The sequence below is a fragment of the Sphingobacterium sp. genome (genome assembly GCF_039596235.1).
Classification (GTDB): Bacteria; Bacteroidota; Bacteroidia; order Sphingobacteriales; family Sphingobacteriaceae; genus Sphingobacterium.
On record NZ_JBCNKE010000004.1, the window covers coordinates 124,019 to 140,482 of the forward strand.

12 protein-coding genes are annotated in these 16,464 nt (G+C 41.3%); 1 reads left to right on the forward strand and 11 read right to left on the reverse strand.

Going from position 1 to position 16,464, the window contains the following annotated elements:
* Positions 1 to 13 precede the first annotated feature (13 nt).
* Positions 14 to 328, reverse strand: coding sequence for a hypothetical protein (locus ABDW32_RS10420; protein WP_343562096.1), 315 nt, complete (start codon positions 326 to 328; stop codon positions 14 to 16).
* A gap of 115 nt (positions 329 to 443) precedes the next feature.
* Here ABDW32_RS10420 and ABDW32_RS10425 point away from each other — a divergent pair, with 115 nt between their 5' ends.
* Positions 444 to 3,617 carry a carboxypeptidase regulatory-like domain-containing protein gene (locus ABDW32_RS10425; RefSeq protein ID WP_343562098.1) on the forward strand — a complete coding sequence of 1,058 codons (3,174 nt, stop codon included), beginning with the start codon at positions 444 to 446 and terminating at the stop codon, positions 3,615 to 3,617.
* 270 nt (positions 3,618 to 3,887) lie between these two features.
* Here the strand turns inward: ABDW32_RS10425 and ABDW32_RS10430 are convergent, their stop codons facing one another.
* The 10 genes from ABDW32_RS10430 to ABDW32_RS10475 all read right to left on the reverse strand — a co-directional run bounded on the left by ABDW32_RS10430 (position 3,888) and on the right by ABDW32_RS10475 (position 16,459).
* Positions 3,888 to 5,426 carry an ADP-ribosylglycohydrolase family protein gene (locus ABDW32_RS10430; RefSeq protein WP_343562100.1) on the reverse strand — a complete coding sequence of 513 codons (1,539 nt, stop codon included), beginning with the start codon at positions 5,424 to 5,426 and terminating at the stop codon, positions 3,888 to 3,890.
* A 21-nt stretch (positions 5,427 to 5,447) separates the two neighbouring features.
* On the reverse strand, positions 5,448 to 6,161 hold the full coding sequence (locus ABDW32_RS10435; RefSeq protein ID WP_343562102.1) for a DUF1080 domain-containing protein: 714 nt from the start codon (positions 6,159 to 6,161) through the stop codon (positions 5,448 to 5,450).
* An 8-nt stretch (positions 6,162 to 6,169) separates the two neighbouring features.
* On the reverse strand, positions 6,170 to 7,255 hold the full coding sequence (locus tag ABDW32_RS10440) for a DUF4855 domain-containing protein (RefSeq protein WP_343562104.1): 1,086 nt from the start codon (positions 7,253 to 7,255) through the stop codon (positions 6,170 to 6,172).
* Positions 7,256 to 7,344: 89 nt separating this feature from the next.
* Positions 7,345 to 8,601, reverse strand: coding sequence for a hypothetical protein (locus tag ABDW32_RS10445; protein ID WP_343562106.1), 1,257 nt, complete (start codon positions 8,599 to 8,601; stop codon positions 7,345 to 7,347).
* Positions 8,592 to 9,689, reverse strand: coding sequence for a DUF4855 domain-containing protein (locus ABDW32_RS10450; protein ID WP_343562107.1), 1,098 nt, complete (start codon positions 9,687 to 9,689; stop codon positions 8,592 to 8,594). Before ABDW32_RS10450 ends, ABDW32_RS10445 begins: the two co-directional genes overlap by 10 nt.
* 8 nt (positions 9,690 to 9,697) lie before the next feature.
* Positions 9,698 to 10,780, reverse strand: coding sequence for a DUF4855 domain-containing protein (locus tag ABDW32_RS10455; protein WP_343562109.1), 1,083 nt, complete (start codon positions 10,778 to 10,780; stop codon positions 9,698 to 9,700).
* A 58-nt stretch (positions 10,781 to 10,838) separates the two neighbouring features.
* A complete protein-coding gene (locus ABDW32_RS10460; protein ID WP_343562111.1) occupies positions 10,839 to 11,957 on the reverse strand; it encodes a DUF4855 domain-containing protein in 1,119 nt (372 codons plus the stop codon).
* A gap of 18 nt (positions 11,958 to 11,975) precedes the next feature.
* Positions 11,976 to 13,151, reverse strand: a complete 1,176-nt coding sequence (locus ABDW32_RS10465; RefSeq protein WP_343562113.1) for a DUF4998 domain-containing protein — start codon at positions 13,149 to 13,151, stop codon at positions 11,976 to 11,978.
* Positions 13,152 to 13,291: 140 nt separating this feature from the next.
* On the reverse strand, positions 13,292 to 14,497 hold the full coding sequence (locus tag ABDW32_RS10470; RefSeq protein WP_343562115.1) for a DUF5000 domain-containing lipoprotein: 1,206 nt from the start codon (positions 14,495 to 14,497) through the stop codon (positions 13,292 to 13,294).
* 18 nt (positions 14,498 to 14,515) lie between these two features.
* Positions 14,516 to 16,459, reverse strand: a complete 1,944-nt coding sequence (locus ABDW32_RS10475) for a RagB/SusD family nutrient uptake outer membrane protein (protein WP_343562117.1) — start codon at positions 16,457 to 16,459, stop codon at positions 14,516 to 14,518.
* Positions 16,460 to 16,464: the final 5 nt, after the last annotated feature.

Consider the following 16,464-nt stretch of genomic DNA (forward strand, 5'->3'; position numbering starts at 1 on the left):
TCTATGAAATTTACTAATACAAAAATCCGAACAACCATAAAGGAATCTTGTTGAGGTATCCGAATTCGATGCCGTCTGCTACGATATAGGCTTTTTCTATCCCCTGAATTTGTTTACGGGACTTATTCTTCCCTCCTATCTCAATTGTGTACTTTTCATCTACAATAAAATCTCCTTGATTTGTGAAGTTGACCTGTTGCTGGAATACGAGTTGATTGACAAAAAACGTTTCTCTTAGATTTCCACGGTTCACATTTTCATATGCAAATAAAAAAGAAAGATTCGTGTAAAGGTTATTGGAGAAATCATGATAGCAATGTTTTAACACAGCAGCTTTTTTTTAAATATTTAATAACAGGATCTTAACCATTTAACAATCTTGCAGCGATAATTTCGCAACATACTTGTGACAAACAACTGATCAACGAAAACGAAAACTTATCATGCAAAGAAACATCATTTGGTTAATGCTCTTAACCATTATTACATTCTTTCAAATCCCAGCTAACACTTGGGCCCAAGGGACTGAAGCAACAATTACCGGCCGAATCACAGATAGCAATGGACCTGTGAAAGGCACATCAGTATCCGTGAAAAATGAATCGACAGGATTTAAGCAAACAACATTAACCAATCAGAATGGTGTCTACACTTTCCAACAATTGCCGTTAGGCTCACCATATACTATAGCTGTAAATCATGTTGGCTACTCGGAACAGAAAAAGACCGATTATAAATTGAGCTATGGCGATGAACTCAATGTAGATTTTATCTTATCTTCCGCAGAGAATAAATTGGATGAAGTAATCGTCCAAGGGGCGGCAGCCGATTTAAAAAACAAGATCAAAACATTGGGAGCATCTACTGCCATTACAGCCAATGATCTCAAAAAGATGCCTGTAAATGGACGAAATTTTTCCTCTTTGATTGATCTTTCTCCGGTAAGCAGTGGAACCAATCTGGCGGGACAGCGCGCCTCTTCCACAAATTTCACGGTAGACGGTATGAACTCCAGAAGTACTGTAGCTGGAGGAAATAGCGGTGGAGCTTATTCAATCTCGATGGAGGCTATTCGAGAATTCAAAGTTGTGACCAATGATTATGATGTTACTTTTGGCCGTAGTGGCGGTGGAAGTATTACTACTGTAACCAAATCAGGAACAAATACGCTAACCGGAAGTGCATTCACTTTTGCACGTGCGGGCTGGCTTTCCAGCAAGTACAACCTGAACGGAACTCCGAGAAAACAAAAATTCTCTACCTACCAATATGGTTTCTCCCTTGGCGGACCGATCATCAAGGATAAAGCCCATTTCTTCGTCACTTGGGACCGTCAAATGGATACCCGTCCACTTCAGATCGCTGATATTCAAACAACAGCGGACATTGCTCGTTATAAAGTAACTCAAGCTACTTTAGATGAATTTACGCAAATTGCTGTAGGTAAATATGGTGCTAGTGCAGACCGTCTATTTGGTTCTTTTGACAAAAAGAAAAAGACTGATGCTGCTTTCGCCCGAATTGATTGGCAATTGAATGAAAAAAACTTATTGACTGTTCGCAATAACTTTGTTTACGATTCGGACAACCAACAAGAAGGAGACAATACGGGTATTAATGCTTTCGAATCCTACACCAACAGAAAGTATATCAACAACAGCCTTATGGCTTCTTTGCGTACCTCGATCAATTCTAGCATGACCAATGATTTAAAGATCCAGCATTTTTATGAACGTTCTGAAGCCCAGCATAATGTTGATGGATTTGACCAATCACATAGTATTCCACGTGCAATCGTCGAATCCATTCAATCAGTAGATGGCACGAATAAATACAACAATTCTATCCAACTCGGTGGTCAACGCTTTTCACCAGAATGGTTCAATGGCAATATGCTACAGTTGGTCAATAACCTATACTACAATACAGATAAGATCAAATATACTTTTGGTGCGGATATCATGTATACCAACATGGATTTTCGTTATGGAAGTGAAATGAACGGTCGTTTTTATTTTACAGGTTTACAAAACTTCAATAACCTAACTCCTTATCGCTATGCCCGTGATGTTTATATGACTGACAAGGAAAATACCTTGGTCAACAATCTGGCTATAGGAGTCTACGGACAGATGGAGGCAAAGATTGCGCGAGGTTTAGATGTTGTCGGGGGCCTGCGTCTGGACAACACGAAATACCTCAAGAAGGCTACGTTCAATCAGACGGTCTATGACGAACTAGGGCTTTCAACTGACAATGGGATCAACACATTTCAAATACAACCGCGCGTGCAATTCAACTGGGATATCAATGAAGAGAAGAAAAATATCATCCGTTTCGGAGCTGGTGTATTCGGTTCGGCACTCAACCCATATTCTATGTTAAACAATATGTTGTTTGATGGCTCGCGAATCGCTGGGGTAGACATCACGGATCCTACATTGATTCCCAAACCCAATTTCCCGGGCTATCGCAAGGATCCGGATAGCGCCCCTGGGCGTGAGCTATTGGACAATCCAAAGATTGAAAAACTTGTTACAATTAATATGAACAGTAAGGACGTTAAGGTACCGACTGTATATAAAGCCAACATCTCTATCAATCACTTTTTCTCACCTTCGCTACGCGTTGGGTTAAGTGCCTATGGTACTTGGGGACGCAACAACTATATGTATGTAGATCGGAATATGGTGGAGAATCCCTATTTTAGGCTGACTGCCGAGGGCAATCGTGGGGTATATGTTCCGGCATCCAGCATCAATACAACAAACGGTGCTGCCAACTGGACCAATAGTCGTAAGACAAAGCAGATAGGTCGCGTATTGGAAATGAATAGTGATGGAAAAAACAATTCGTATACTGTTGTATTGGACGGAACCTATCGTTACTACAAGGATGGGCAGATCACAATGTCATACACCTGGAATGATACCAAGGATAATACCTCATATAATGGCAATGTTGCCAATACTGCTACGCTCTCTTTAATGGTCAAAGACGATCCGCGCGATTTGACTACAATGGCATATTCGGATAATCAATTCCGTCATAAGGTCGTTTTCTATGGTACGATGCCTTCGCTATGGGGCGTATCCATGGGGTTACGCTTTAGCGGAATTGCAGGCTCCCGCTATTCCCTGGCAGTTAATGGTAATGTAAACGGTGACTTTGTGAATTCCAACGATCTTGCTTTTGTCTACGATCCTAATAGCTCGAATACACCAGATTATATCAAGAATGGTATTCAAGCTATCTTGGATGATCCAAATGCAGAACAGAGCATTAAAAATTATATCAATGGAAACCTAGGACGTATAGCCGAACGGAATGGTGGTATCAACGGTTTCTATGGTGTATTCGACCTGCATCTCGCCAAAAACGTAAAAATATACAAGAAACATCATATTGAAGCTTCGGTGGATATCTTCAACGTCGCTAACCTGCTGAAAAAAAGCTGGGGTGTAGGACATAACTTAGGCAAACAAAATCTGTATGCTATTAAGAGCTTTGATGCTACTAATCAACAATATATTTACAACATGAGCTCAGGTGTAGGCGTCTCCAATTTAAATGGTAATCCTTTTCAAATACAGCTCGGCTTGCGGTACTCATTTTAAGTAGACAATCGTCTATAAATTAACCCTGCTATCTTTTACTTTGTATGGGACAAAGTAAAAGATAGCAGGGTTATAGATTTATTATACTGGATGAGATCATTATTAAACCTTTTATAGGCAATGATTTCTTTCGATCCTTTTACATACAAAATAAACGCCAATAGATGATTAAAACCAATGTGGAGTAATTCTGCACTTGTTAACAACAGGTAGTAAGATTAAAACCTGAATCAGTAGCCAATAGCTATTGCTATCAATCAATAGTACAGATTAAAGCGGCAAAGGCTTATTCCCATAGACCACTGTACCATATAAGTTAATGTGCACACCTTCTTTCGGATTGAGCCACTCAGCAGTTAGTTTATGTTTTCCACTGGGTAATTGATATTTATAAAACATCTCGTACCGCCTTTTTATTTCCTTGGCAGGTAATGTTGCTGTTTCGATCAACTGATCATCTATGGAAAAGGCAACTTTAGCTTCATAATCATCGGGGCCGTCTACATTTGCTCGAAACACGAGACCAATACCCTCAAAATTGTATTCGTATGTATCTTTTAATTGCTGCCCCAATAACGACTCCACCCTGATCGGATAATGTCCTTCAAAAGATTTTTCGTAACGTACAGGTTTGATTTGCTGTTTTTTTATGAGCACATCATCTGTCCTGATCTGTCCGCCTTGCTTTTGGATCATCGCAAGGGCATGTTTATAGCTCAGTTCATAAATGCGATTTAACGAAATGGCTGTAAAATCAAAATTGCGATCCAATACCGGCATAAGTGGCGACTTCCATTTTTCGGGAATCTGATCATAGCCGTATAGTGTCCCTAGGATTCCTGCAACGGTTGAAGGGTTACAATCCGAATCCTGCCCACATCGGGTCGCTATATCGATGCTCTTAAAAAAATCACCATCACCGTACAATAGTCCGATCACGACATATGCACTATTTATTTTCGCATCAATATTATATGGGGCTAATACCCCATCGGGCGAACCAACTTCGTTGCTCCATCTATGCTCACACTCCTGCCAGGTTTTTCGCCAGTCATTCGGATATTGTTTATGCCATTTTATAATATCCGCTATACATTTATGAAAATCACTCTGTGCCGGAACTGCTGCAAGCGCCTGTTCAATGATTGTAGGAACATCATCGGATATAAAGGCTAAGGTATACATCGTAGAAATAAATACACCACCGTACCATCCATCACCGTAGTTCATAATATGCCCCACTTTATCCGCTAATTTTGCAGCTGAAGCAGGCATGCCTGGATACATCAATCCAATAAAATCGGATTCAATCTGGAAGTCTATATCATCGGCATGGGGATTGTTGGTCCAGTGCCCCGACTTCGGTGGTTTTAGTCCTTGTAGGACATTATAACGCCCCATCTGGTTTGCCGCCCAGAGCTGATAACCTTTATTGGCAAAAGCATCCGCAAAAGAGGTAGCTGGCGCTTCTACCCCATGTTTATCGATCACTTCAACAAAGGTAAGGTCCATGTATATATCATCGTATAGTCCCGGAAACTTATCATAATAACCCGACACAACCTGATCATTCCACGGAATATCCACGGAATCGGGTATCATTCGCCCCAAGTATTGGAACTCTGTGGGGCCTCCATAGGTACAGCCTATCACCTGTCCAGCCCAGCCTCCTTTTATTTTATCCCGCAATGCCGTCTTGGACAGCACGATATTTTTGGATTTTTTGGTTTGTTGTGCCGCAGCGCTAAATACTGCCCCCGCACAAAAACATAAAACAACGTACAGTTGCAACAATTTTATCCTTCGCATAATGGTTGGTCATATATTAGGTTATAAACGTTTTACCCGAATATTTCGGAAGAAGACTTCAGAACCGTGCCCTAAAAAGCCAATATGCCCAGTCGTCCGTTTCAACCCCGGATGATCTAATTTATCCATTGTTCCATTCTTTGTCGCCTCCTTTAGGTCAGCATCCACGATCACCTGTCCATTTAATGTTACTTTGATTTTTGAACCATCAACGCGAATTTCTTCCTGATTCCATTCGCCAAGCGGTTTTAGTGCTCCTCTTTTTGCAGGAATAATACCGTACACAGATCCATGATACTGATAAGGAGCTAGTTCTTTGTATACATCGGCGTCATTGTCCAATACTTGAATTTCCTTCCCTACATAGGCCGCATCTCCCTCCAATGGTGCATGGATCCCAATTCCGTTATTGGCAGCTGGCGTCAATTTAAATTCAAAACGGTAGATGAAATTGTCGTATTCTTCTTTTGTATAGAGGTTGGTCCCGGCCTTTTTATCGGGATTGGAGCGAATGAAGCCATCCGGGGTAATATCATAAGCTTCAGATGGAATCCATTTATCAAAATTCCGTCCATCAAAAAGCATCATAAATCCATCTTTCTTTTCCGATTTGCTGAGTGTTGAGATCTGCCTGCTAGTAGCTGTTTTTACGGTTTTAACTTGTTGAGCCACACATACACTTTGCATGGCAATAAAGGCAACAAGCACAGGCAGGCTGCTAAATAACTTTTTCATTTTTTTATCTATTTGGTTTTTCTCGGTTTTACTTTCCTGGTTTCATCTGCTTTTTTCTGTCTTTCAACAATCAGGTCACAGACTTTCTTATAGATTGCTCTATTTTTGGGATCGGTACTTGCCGCTAATTTCATCATCGCATCTCCGCCTTCATAATAGGCCATTGCAGCATGTTGGAGGACACCATGTTTATCAAAAGCGTCAATGTAGGCCTGTAGCCTTTTTTCGAAATTAGGTTGTTCTACACGACTATCAAATTCCATTTCCATACCCATAGCATGTGCTTTGGCAAAGTCACAGGCTTCATCCAAACGGCTGTCTGGAATATTTTCTTCAAAAAAATGGTTAGGTTGCTGATAGGCGGCATCGAAACCTACTTTTTGCCAATCACCATGACCTTCGGCTTTCCAGTAAGGGATCCAATAGAACTTTAACCCTTTCTGTTGAATATATGCCGCAATACGTGGAATAAGATGTTGGCCATCTGAACTCTGCTCGGCAACCCAATAAAATCCAGCGAAATCCAGCTGATCTAATTGAGCTTTCTTCCAATAGGCCAATGCGGTATCAATATACCATTTACAGGCCTCAAAACGATCATCTTCATTTTTAAACGAAAGTTTCCTACCATCGAGTTCTCCCCAATCCTGTTGACCAAAGATGGGCTCAGGTAGAGTTAATACAACTTTACGTCGCTGCATCGGACGGATTCCCTGCTTGCTTAGATTCTTTAATACCTCATTCAGTGCTGGTACTGCTTTTTGCTTTTCAAAATTGCGGTCAAGCAACCAGGCCCATTCTTTTTTTCCGGCATGTTCCTTTTCATATCCTATTGAATAGTCTTTCCCTTTACCGTCTTTGAATTCGATAAAAAGAAAACCGTCAAATAAAAATTCCACCTTGCCCTGATCTTTTCGGTATACATAATGTGCCATCTGTTCAGGTGTCCAATCGGGCCGATGTACACCGCCCTGATAGATCAATGCCAGGTCAGTAATATAATTTGTCTTCGGAGATGACAAGGGCAGATATTGCTGCGCACGAACAATATAAACACAGCAGATGACAGTAATCAATAATATGGTTTTTCTCATTTTTAACTACTTATTTTTTAGTATTCTATTCATTAACACAAATGGGTGCTTTCCATATTTTTATTTCTGGCGTAATAACACCGAAAAGATTAATAATACGCAAGGATCATACTACCTGCACAATCCGCTTTCAGGTTGGCTAACCGACCATCTTGTAGAAAGGAGATGCCTGTCCCTTTTTCAACAACCCTATATTTCTTTCCCGCGAGTTCTTCAGGCAACTTCCATGTCGACTGCCCCTGTTGCTTACAATCAATAAACAGAAAAATTTCTCCTTTTACTATCCCTGTATAAACCAGATTCTTTCTATCATTCACTAGTGGAGTAAACCAGTTGTATAATCCGGTCCAGCTGAAAACAGCACCTTTTCGCACCGGTCTTTCGGCAACCTGGTTGTGATAGGTTTTGCCATGAGCCCTAACAAATATTTTATCCTCGGCTGCCAGCGTCCAATAGGGATCCCGCTCGGTCGCAGGCATCAAATAACTTGCTTGACAGATACCCGTAACCGAATTCCTTTCAATAAAACGATTGAACAAGGGATATTTCTTTTTGTACAAAAACAACTCCTCAGGCACAGGCTGAAAGTCGGAATATGAAGCATTTGGAGTCATGACTTCTGTCTCTCCAACAAACATGCTCTGCATGCCATAATACCGCCCGATCACATATTCCTTTGTATTTTTATAAGCATGGGACAGTTCAACATATAGCTGTCCTTTTTGTATGGTATAGGTGATGTCTTCTTCCAATAGTACTTCATTTAGCGCGAGCGCCTCCCCATCAGCTCCTTTTGTGGGTTGAAAGGGATCATAGATCTCATTTTTCACTTTGATGACAACTATTTCTGCTTCCATGGCATCGCCATCACGAAGTTGTTTTCCATCTGCATAAAAGGCAAAACTGATTGTCTTGGCCGTACTAATACGCCCTTTCTCCAGGAAACTGTGATTTCCTCCTACCCAGCCACCCTGCTTCAGCATAACAGGCCCAATATTATCTGAGCTAGTTTCATTGAGTACACGATTGATTTTTCGCTCGGGGTAAGCGAGCGGAAGAAGGGTTAAATTATCTGCTAAACCAACTTTCGAAAAGGTCATCAATTCGTTAAACATGCATTTTTCAAAAGCAATAATAATATCATTATAGGCGTCAAACTTAGCGCCGATATACAATTTGCTATCCAGCATTTTTACATATTGCTTCGATGACAATATTTCAAATTGCCGAAGACGATCCGCCTTCATTGTTAAAGACGCTGCTGCCTGTAATGAATTACAGAGCAACAGCATCCCCAAAAACAACAGTTGGCTAAAATTGTTCAAGACTTTATTTATTATTCCCATGTATTGGCTATATGTTGATAATTTAATTGGCGCTTCACGATGATATCTGCCAATGTATTTTTCATCTTCTTCATTTCCATATCCTTGCTCATCGACATATGATACCAAGTTCCATCCCCATCATAATAAGCAATAGGAAGTTTATTCCAAGCCTTCGCATCATCAAATTTCTCCAGATACTCATAGAATTTTTTCCTAAATTCCGGTTGATCGACACGTCCGTCGTATTCCATCTCAAGCGATAGTTTATTGTTCTGTGCAAACTTAATGGCTCCGGTCAGGATTTCCATAGGCGTTTTCACTTCAAAAAAATAGTTAGGCTGCTGATAAGCGACATCAAATCCAAGTTCTTTCCAGAACGGCGAATTCTCAGCACCATAATAGGGTATCCAGCTTAATGGTTCATTTATTTGCTCCAAATAGGCTTTTACTAGCCTAACCAGCTCTTTATCCTTGTGCTTATCAAAAACAGCTTCATGCGTCCAATAAAAACCGCCAAAACCCAGGTGTTTTATATTGCTTTTTCGCCAATATTCACGTACTTGATCGATATACCAAATCATCGCCTGCGCCCTATCCTTCACCTCAGCAAAATCCAACGATTTGCCAGACAATTCGCCCCAATTCCGTTGTTCAAAAATTGGCAATGGAAGGGCAAAAACAGCTTTACGTCTAAATGGAGGAAAGATCTTACTTTTAGCCAGACTATCTAAAATATATTCTACAGCTTTCGGTCCTTCTTTCGGTGCGAAAGTACGTTCCAATAGCCATTGCCAGTCTTTCTTGGTCGCACCACGGCCACCACGCAGCCCATTATTATACTCGAAATCTACTTGTTCTCCATTAATTTTTGCCGAGAACTCCAGGAATAGGAAACCATCATAAAGCCACTCCGTCTTTTTTTCATTATTTCGATAAACATAATGCTTCAATGCATCGGCATTCCAATGAACGCGCTGCGCTCCGCCATGATATATCAAAGCCAGATCAACAATCTTTTTAGAAGAAGGTACTTTGGGCGCAGTTATCATCGCTGAGGATAAAACTAATACTGCCCATATTGTAATAAGATAGATCACTTTTCTCATAACTCTCCTTATTTCAACCGAGATTGACGTTTGACAATAATATCTCCCAATAACTTAAACATTTTCTTGAGTTCCGGATCCGAACTGATGGACAAGCGATACCAAGCTCCGCCGCCCTCGTAATAGGCCACTTCTTTCGTATCCCAGACACCGCCATTCTGAAATTGTTCGACATAATCATAAAAGTGTTTTCTATAACCTTCTTCAGCGACTTTTTCATCAAACTCAAACTCCAGCTGCAATCCATGCTCCTTGGCAAATTCAATTCCTCTTTGCAGAATCCACAAGCCTGACTTCAGGTCAAAATAGTAATTGGGCTGTTGATAGGCTTTGGTAAAACCGATTTTCCGCCAATCTTCGGCGCCTTCCGCCCAGTTGTAAGGAATCCATATCAGGTCATGCTTTTTCTTTTTCAGGAAATTGCTCACCTGACTGATCAGCTGATCGTCCTGATTTTTGTGGTCAATGGTCTCATGCAACCAATAAAACCCGCACAATTCGAGGTATTTGTATTTCTTCTTTTTCCAGATATGCTCTATCTGATCCACATACCACTTGGTAGCAGCAAAACGATCCTCCAGCAGTCCCAGATCCAATTTCTTACCTTGAATACTCCCCCAGTTTTTATTGCCGTATATAGGGTTAGGCAGCGCAAAGAAAACTTTACGCTTTGTAGGTGGCGGGTAGCCCAATCTCACTAGGCTATCGATGGTATATTCTACAGCATCAGGTCCTCGGCCTTTCGCAAACGTTTCGTTCAATAGTGCATCCCACTCTGTCTTATTCGGCACCGAACGATAGGACAGTTCTACCCCAAAATCATACTCTTTTCCATTTGCCTTGGTCACGATTTCCAGAAAAAGAAAACTGTCAAACAAATACTCTGGCTTTCCCGCTACTTCCCGAAACACATAAGGTTTCATCTGCCCCGAAGTATACCGAAGGCGATGGTTTCCTCCATGATAGATCAGTGCTAAATCTGAAACGTTTTCGGCAGTGGAAATCTTCTTGTTGGAGTGCTTTGTCTGTGCTAGGCCAGTATTTACAAAAAATATAGCAGCACAGCATATTAGATAAGTGGTAAATTTCATTAAAAATTTAGTTTTATTTATTATCGGTTTATTTGAATAGCTAATTGCAAACGACAATTTACTTTAGGCTTTTCTGTCTTTCCACGATGATATCACCTAATGTTTTTGCCATTTTCATCATCTCTGTTTTTTTGCTGATAGACATTCTGTACCAAGCACCACCACCTTCGTAATAAGCTACTTCTTGATTGTCCCACACGCCACTTTCTCCAAACTTCTCCACATAGTCATAAAAATGCTTGCGGTACCCTTCTTCTGAAACCCTGTCATCAAATTCAAACTCCAGCTGTAAGCCGTTTTCCTTAGCAAAATCGATTCCGCGCTGTAAAATCCATAGCTCTGATTTTAGATCAAAAAAGTAATTCGGTTGCTGATAAGCTCTCGTAAACCCAATTTCTTTCCAGCGTTCGGCTCCTTCTGCCCAATTGTAAGGAATCCATACAAAATCCTTCTTGTCGCTTTTCACCAGATCACTCACTTGCTTAATTAATACATCGTCCTTGTTATGGCTATCGATAGTTTCGTGAACCCAATAATATCCCTCTAACTCAATATATTTGTAGTTTTTCTTTTTCCATCGTTCCTGAACCTGTTCGACGTACCAACGCGCGGCCTTAAACCGGTCCTCTAATTTTGACATGTCCATTGCTTTATTGTCAATCATTCCCCAGGATTTATTTCCATAAATGGGGTTAGGAATGGAGAAGATAACTTTCCGTTTTGTAGGTGGAGCATACCCCTTTTGTACTAAACTGTCTATCGTATGTTCAATAGCATCCGGTCCTCTACCTTCTGCAAAGGTCTGGTCCAACAGCCATATCCATTCGGCTTTGCCCGGTATTTTAGCATAGGGTACCTCTACACCAAAATCATACAATTGTCCGTTTAAAGTTGTTGTGATCTCCAGAAAAAGAAAACTGTCAAACAAAAATTCCGGCTTACCACCATTATCCCGAAAGACATAATGTTTCATCTGCTCGTCGTTATTGGCAATCCGTTGGGATCCCCCGTGATAAATTAATGCCATATCCGAAATGCGGGAGGCAGAAGGCAGCTTTATTTCTTTCGCTTCCGGTTTTGGCTCTTCTGTAGGTCCTACCACGTTATCCTTACTACACCTTATGATGCCCACTGTCAATATGCCAAGGACAGCCAAGATTTTTAAATTTCTAATCATGTTCATGGTTTTTCATTGTTAGTAATACTTCCAGAAAGTGATTTCCGCAAAGCCCATATCTGTCTCGTTAGAATAGTTTTCATAACATACCATGCGGATATAACGTACTTTAGGCAATGCCGTATCAAATGATCCATTATCCCCGGCCAGCCATGCGGCTTGACTTTCATCTGTACGGGTAAAACTATACAGTTTAGTCCATCCGGCCATATCACCATCGATCGGCTTGTCGGCACGACCATAGATTTCGTAGCGCTTCATCATCCGGTTTTCTAATTGCCAATAATGATTGATTCTATATCGGCTCAGTTGCACCGCTTCGCCCAGATCAAATGTAACGCGAGCTGGTACGGTCTTACTTCTCAGATCAGAAGACAAGCTTCTCCAATTTCCATAGTCACCCCATTGGGTCGCCCACACACCATCCCAGGCATTTTCAATCCGATAATTTTCGCCTGGTACCATGGGTGCATCACCGGGGAGTGACATGGCTTTAAACAAGGCCTTATCCATCGGCTTTTCAAACAAGGGTTTCTGTTCTACCCAATCTGTGCGAAAGGTATCAATACATAATGAGTCCGGAAGAAACAAAGTCTGATAGCGATAAGAACTTCCTTTTTTATACTGAGGAAGATTATTTTCTTCCGCATCCGCAGCAATTCTCACCTTGACCAATTTGTTCTCTACATCGGTATACTCCAAATCTACCCCGCAGCTTTGCACATCCGACTTCCCCCATTTCAGTTGAACAGATTCATTTGTCTGAATCTCCTGATTGAGTAAAACCCGGTTCAATAGGGTAGCTCTATATTTTTCACCATAACTACGTCCTGTTATATACTGTGGTACAGAGGGACTACCTAAACTATTATAGTTGATTAACTCAAAATTGTAATTTCCCTCGGGTAGCGGATCAAAGAGATATTCGAGCTTCTGTAAACCGGCCGTTCGATTGACAGGAATAACGACAGAATCTTTACGGCTATTCATATAGATTACCGTCTTCGTGATATTTGGATCAGTCATTATCATCCAAGTCAATTTTAAGCGATCAGCTCCTGGCAATACGTTGATGGTATCCCCTTTGGCAGCATAAATTAGCTCTCTGCCGCCGATGAGATTTTTATACTCATCCATCTTGCTACAGGCCAAGCATAATAGTGCTAAACCGCATATTAACATTAATTTTTTCATCTGTATAAATTATTTATAAGTGTTAATCTCATCGGTATAAATGAGCTCGTTTACTCATTAAATTAGTACTTTAAGGTATTTTTGAGCTCAATCGTTCGGTTCACTAGTTTGTTTTTTCAGCTGTAATGAAGCCATTGATTTTAAAACTTGTCATCACCCCAAAACGTAATTTCCGCGAAATTCAGGTTTGCCGTACCCGACCAATTTTCGAAACACTTCACCCGAATGTACCGTACGGGGGGTAAATCGGCAGAGAAATCGCCATTGTCTCCTGCGAGCCAAACTTCGGCATCCTCTGCCGTATACGACTCGCCGGGTAAACCGGAGGGTTTCTTCTGTTCATAACTGATCATCTTCACCCAGCCGTCCCAACTACCATCTGTAGGTGCATCTGTCCGTCCCCATATTTCATACCTACGCATACCTTTATCGATAAAACGATAGTAATGATTCACCCGAAAACGGCTCAATTTGGCCTTAACTCCAAGGTCAATGGTAATATGTGTTGGCTGGCCGTCATTAACTGCATTTGTACTTACATTTAACCAATTTCCATAGTTATTCGGGAAAGTAAAATCAGAAGACCAGGTACCGTCCCATGCAAAACGTTTAGCGATATTCCACTCTGTTGTGTAGATGGGTGAGTCGCCTGGCAACGTGAGGTCTTTAAATAGCCCTTTGTCCAGCATCTTTTCAAAAAGTGGCGTCAATGTGAAATATTTTTTTTCTGAGGTATGTCCCCAACGATTACGAACTGATAATGCAAATTTCATGGGCTCGGCTTCCATCCCCCTGAATGTATGATTTCCATTTTTCATTTGTGTATAATATCCGCCTTGATAGAGCTTCCATTCCCCACCTTGCTCAACTTCCAATAGGAATCCCAAATCAGCCCCAGTCGGATTGTCGAATTTCATATTTACACCACCGAAGTCAGCCATAAATTGCAGACTCTTAAATACCTCTCGAAATGGCGGCGATAAAGGTTTTACCTTAACCTCTACTGGCGCCGACTTGATTTCGGCCTTGCTAACCGCATAAATTTTGACCACACGCTCACTATCATCCGATAAGCCTTCTATCTCAATCTTATTATTGTAGGCAGAACCCTTAAAATACGCTACCCCCCGACTATCTCCTGTTGGAACCTCAGCCATGACATACTGCAGATTATAATCTTTTGGCAGGTTATAAGTCAAAACAGCTCCTCCCGGTGTTCCTATAATCTTGACATCCGTTACCTGTCCCTTTACCTCTCCCTCTTTCTGCACCGGCGTATTAAACTCTTCTTTACATCCGTAGGAGAGCATTCCAATGAAGCAAAATAATATTAATATCTTTTTCATGTTTTTACTTTTATGTGATTACCAACCGGGATTTTGTACGAGATTCTTATTTTTCAGCAACTCACTGGTCTGAATAGGCCATAGATAATCTCTAGGTGCGATAAACTGCTGGAGGTGCAAGGTACGGGCCTGATAATATTCGATATCTGTCTTTTGCATGATACTCCAGCCTTTGACAGGACGATTCTGGAACAATTCTGCTTTTTTCCAACGGCGCAGATCCCAGAGGCGGGAACCTTCAAATGCCAATTCAATCTCCCGTTCTTGATGGATAATTTCACGTAAGCCATCTTTAGACGCAAACTTATTCGGACGGGTAGAATAATTTGTCCAGGATTCTTTCACTCCTTTCAACCCTGAGCGTTCGCGGATGAGATCTAAGTAATAAATCGCATCATTTCCATTACCGATTTCGTTCAGACATTCGGCATAGAGCAGATAGAGATCAGCTAGACGCATCTCGGGCCAAGGGTAATTTTCCGTTGTAAACGATTGACTCGTTGGCGTAAATATCCAGCCCACAAATTTTTTAATCCAATAACCAGTCTCATTATAATACATATCTCTTTGCTTGGCCTGAGGTTGCCCAAGCTTTCCATGTATCTTCCATGGCGTTTTATCGCTTTTATTTGATGATTGCAACCACAGACCACCATCAAAGCCTAAACTGCCATAAAATCTCGGTTCTCTATCAAAATTAATGGCTGCTGTCTTATAACCTACTTCCAGCCGGTACTTATCTTTGTCTATTGGGGTTCTTAGTTCAAAACGACCTGCATAATCCCAAGTCTTGTCTTCGTCAATAGGCACCCCATTCTCGGTATAAAAACGTTCGACCATATTTAGGGTGACAGAAAAATACGAACCCGCATAGGTCTGTTTCCCAAATTGTGGATCCATCTCATCGATGGCTGCCTTTTCCTGGATGCCGCGGCTATTGACCTTTCCGGACCTACCCCAGATCAACTCGCTGTTCCACTTTTCGGTAATCGCCGATCGTATATGCATCTGCTTTAATGTCTCCGCACTCATCTCAAATAGACCGGGATTGAATTTATGTAGCTTTACACCCGCGGCGATATCAATCGCCTCTGAACAGGCATCAGCTGCCAATTTCCATTTGTTTGCATCATAGACAGTCGGGAATAATGACTGTCCTTCCTTATCTTTAAATCCGGCATAATCTGGGTTACCATTAAAGAGTGGGCTGGCGGCTGTAGTTAATGCCCTTGCTTTCAGCATCAATGCTGCTACCCTGGTCACGCGCCCTGCTTCGGTGGCCATCTTGTCAATAGAAACTGGTAGATCAGGAGCAGCCTCATCAATCAATGCTGTAATATAACCGATTACTTTATCCACAGACTCACGTTTTACCTTTACGGTCTCTAGATCTACATCCATTGGGAAATTCGTGTCAACAATCGGAATCGGTCCATACATTTTAAACAAGAAAAAATGATAATAGGCTTTCAAGAACTTTGCCTCGGCTACCCAGCGTTTGCGCATTTGTGGGTCTAAATCCAACATGATCGTCGGATTAGAAGTGTTTTCAATAAAAACATTGCAATCCCGGATCGCTTTAAAAAAATCAAATCCCGAACGATCACCATTCCAAGCATTCACGTTAGGGTTATCGACATTTTGCATGCCTAATGCAATCTGCCATGGCCATTGGTAGCTTTCATGGTTGAAACTCCAGGTCCACACATCATCTGCACCAAAAAAATAAATGCTCTGACCATCGATTGGAGGCAGCCAGGAATAGCAGGTGTACAAATAGCGTTCTCCCTCATATTTATTGGCAAAGGCATGCTCAATTGTTGCGACATTATCGGGCATAATATCCAAATAATCCTTAAAGCAACTATTTAAAAGCAGGGGCATAGACAAACCAACCGCCCAAAAAGCAATCCGCTTCCTAAAAGCCAAATATCTCCTTGTTTTAAAAATATTTTTTTTCATCTCTA

Bases quoted from the DNA above. Each gene is read 5' to 3' on its own strand.
- ABDW32_RS10465 (WP_343562113.1), bottom strand. From the start codon at position 13,151: ATGAAAAAATTAATGTTAATATGCGGTTTAGCACTATTATGCTTGGCC.
- ABDW32_RS10425 (WP_343562098.1), top strand. From the start codon at position 444: ATGCAAAGAAACATCATTTGGTTAATGCTCTTAACCATTATTACATTC.
- ABDW32_RS10470 (WP_343562115.1), bottom strand. From the start codon at position 14,497: ATGAAAAAGATATTAATATTATTTTGCTTCATTGGAATGCTCTCCTAC.
- ABDW32_RS10450 (WP_343562107.1), bottom strand. From the start codon at position 9,689: ATGAGAAAAGTGATCTATCTTATTACAATATGGGCAGTATTAGTTTTA.
- ABDW32_RS10445 (WP_343562106.1), bottom strand. From the start codon at position 8,601: ATGGGAATAATAAATAAAGTCTTGAACAATTTTAGCCAACTGTTGTTT.
- ABDW32_RS10430 (WP_343562100.1), bottom strand. From the start codon at position 5,426: ATGCGAAGGATAAAATTGTTGCAACTGTACGTTGTTTTATGTTTTTGT.
- ABDW32_RS10460 (WP_343562111.1), bottom strand. From the start codon at position 11,957: ATGATTAGAAATTTAAAAATCTTGGCTGTCCTTGGCATATTGACAGTG.
- ABDW32_RS10475 (WP_343562117.1), bottom strand. From the start codon at position 16,459: ATGAAAAAAAATATTTTTAAAACAAGGAGATATTTGGCTTTTAGGAAG.
- ABDW32_RS10435 (WP_343562102.1), bottom strand. From the start codon at position 6,161: ATGAAAAAGTTATTTAGCAGCCTGCCTGTGCTTGTTGCCTTTATTGCC.
- ABDW32_RS10455 (WP_343562109.1), bottom strand. From the start codon at position 10,780: ATGAAATTTACCACTTATCTAATATGCTGTGCTGCTATATTTTTTGTA.
- ABDW32_RS10440 (WP_343562104.1), bottom strand. From the start codon at position 7,255: ATGAGAAAAACCATATTATTGATTACTGTCATCTGCTGTGTTTATATT.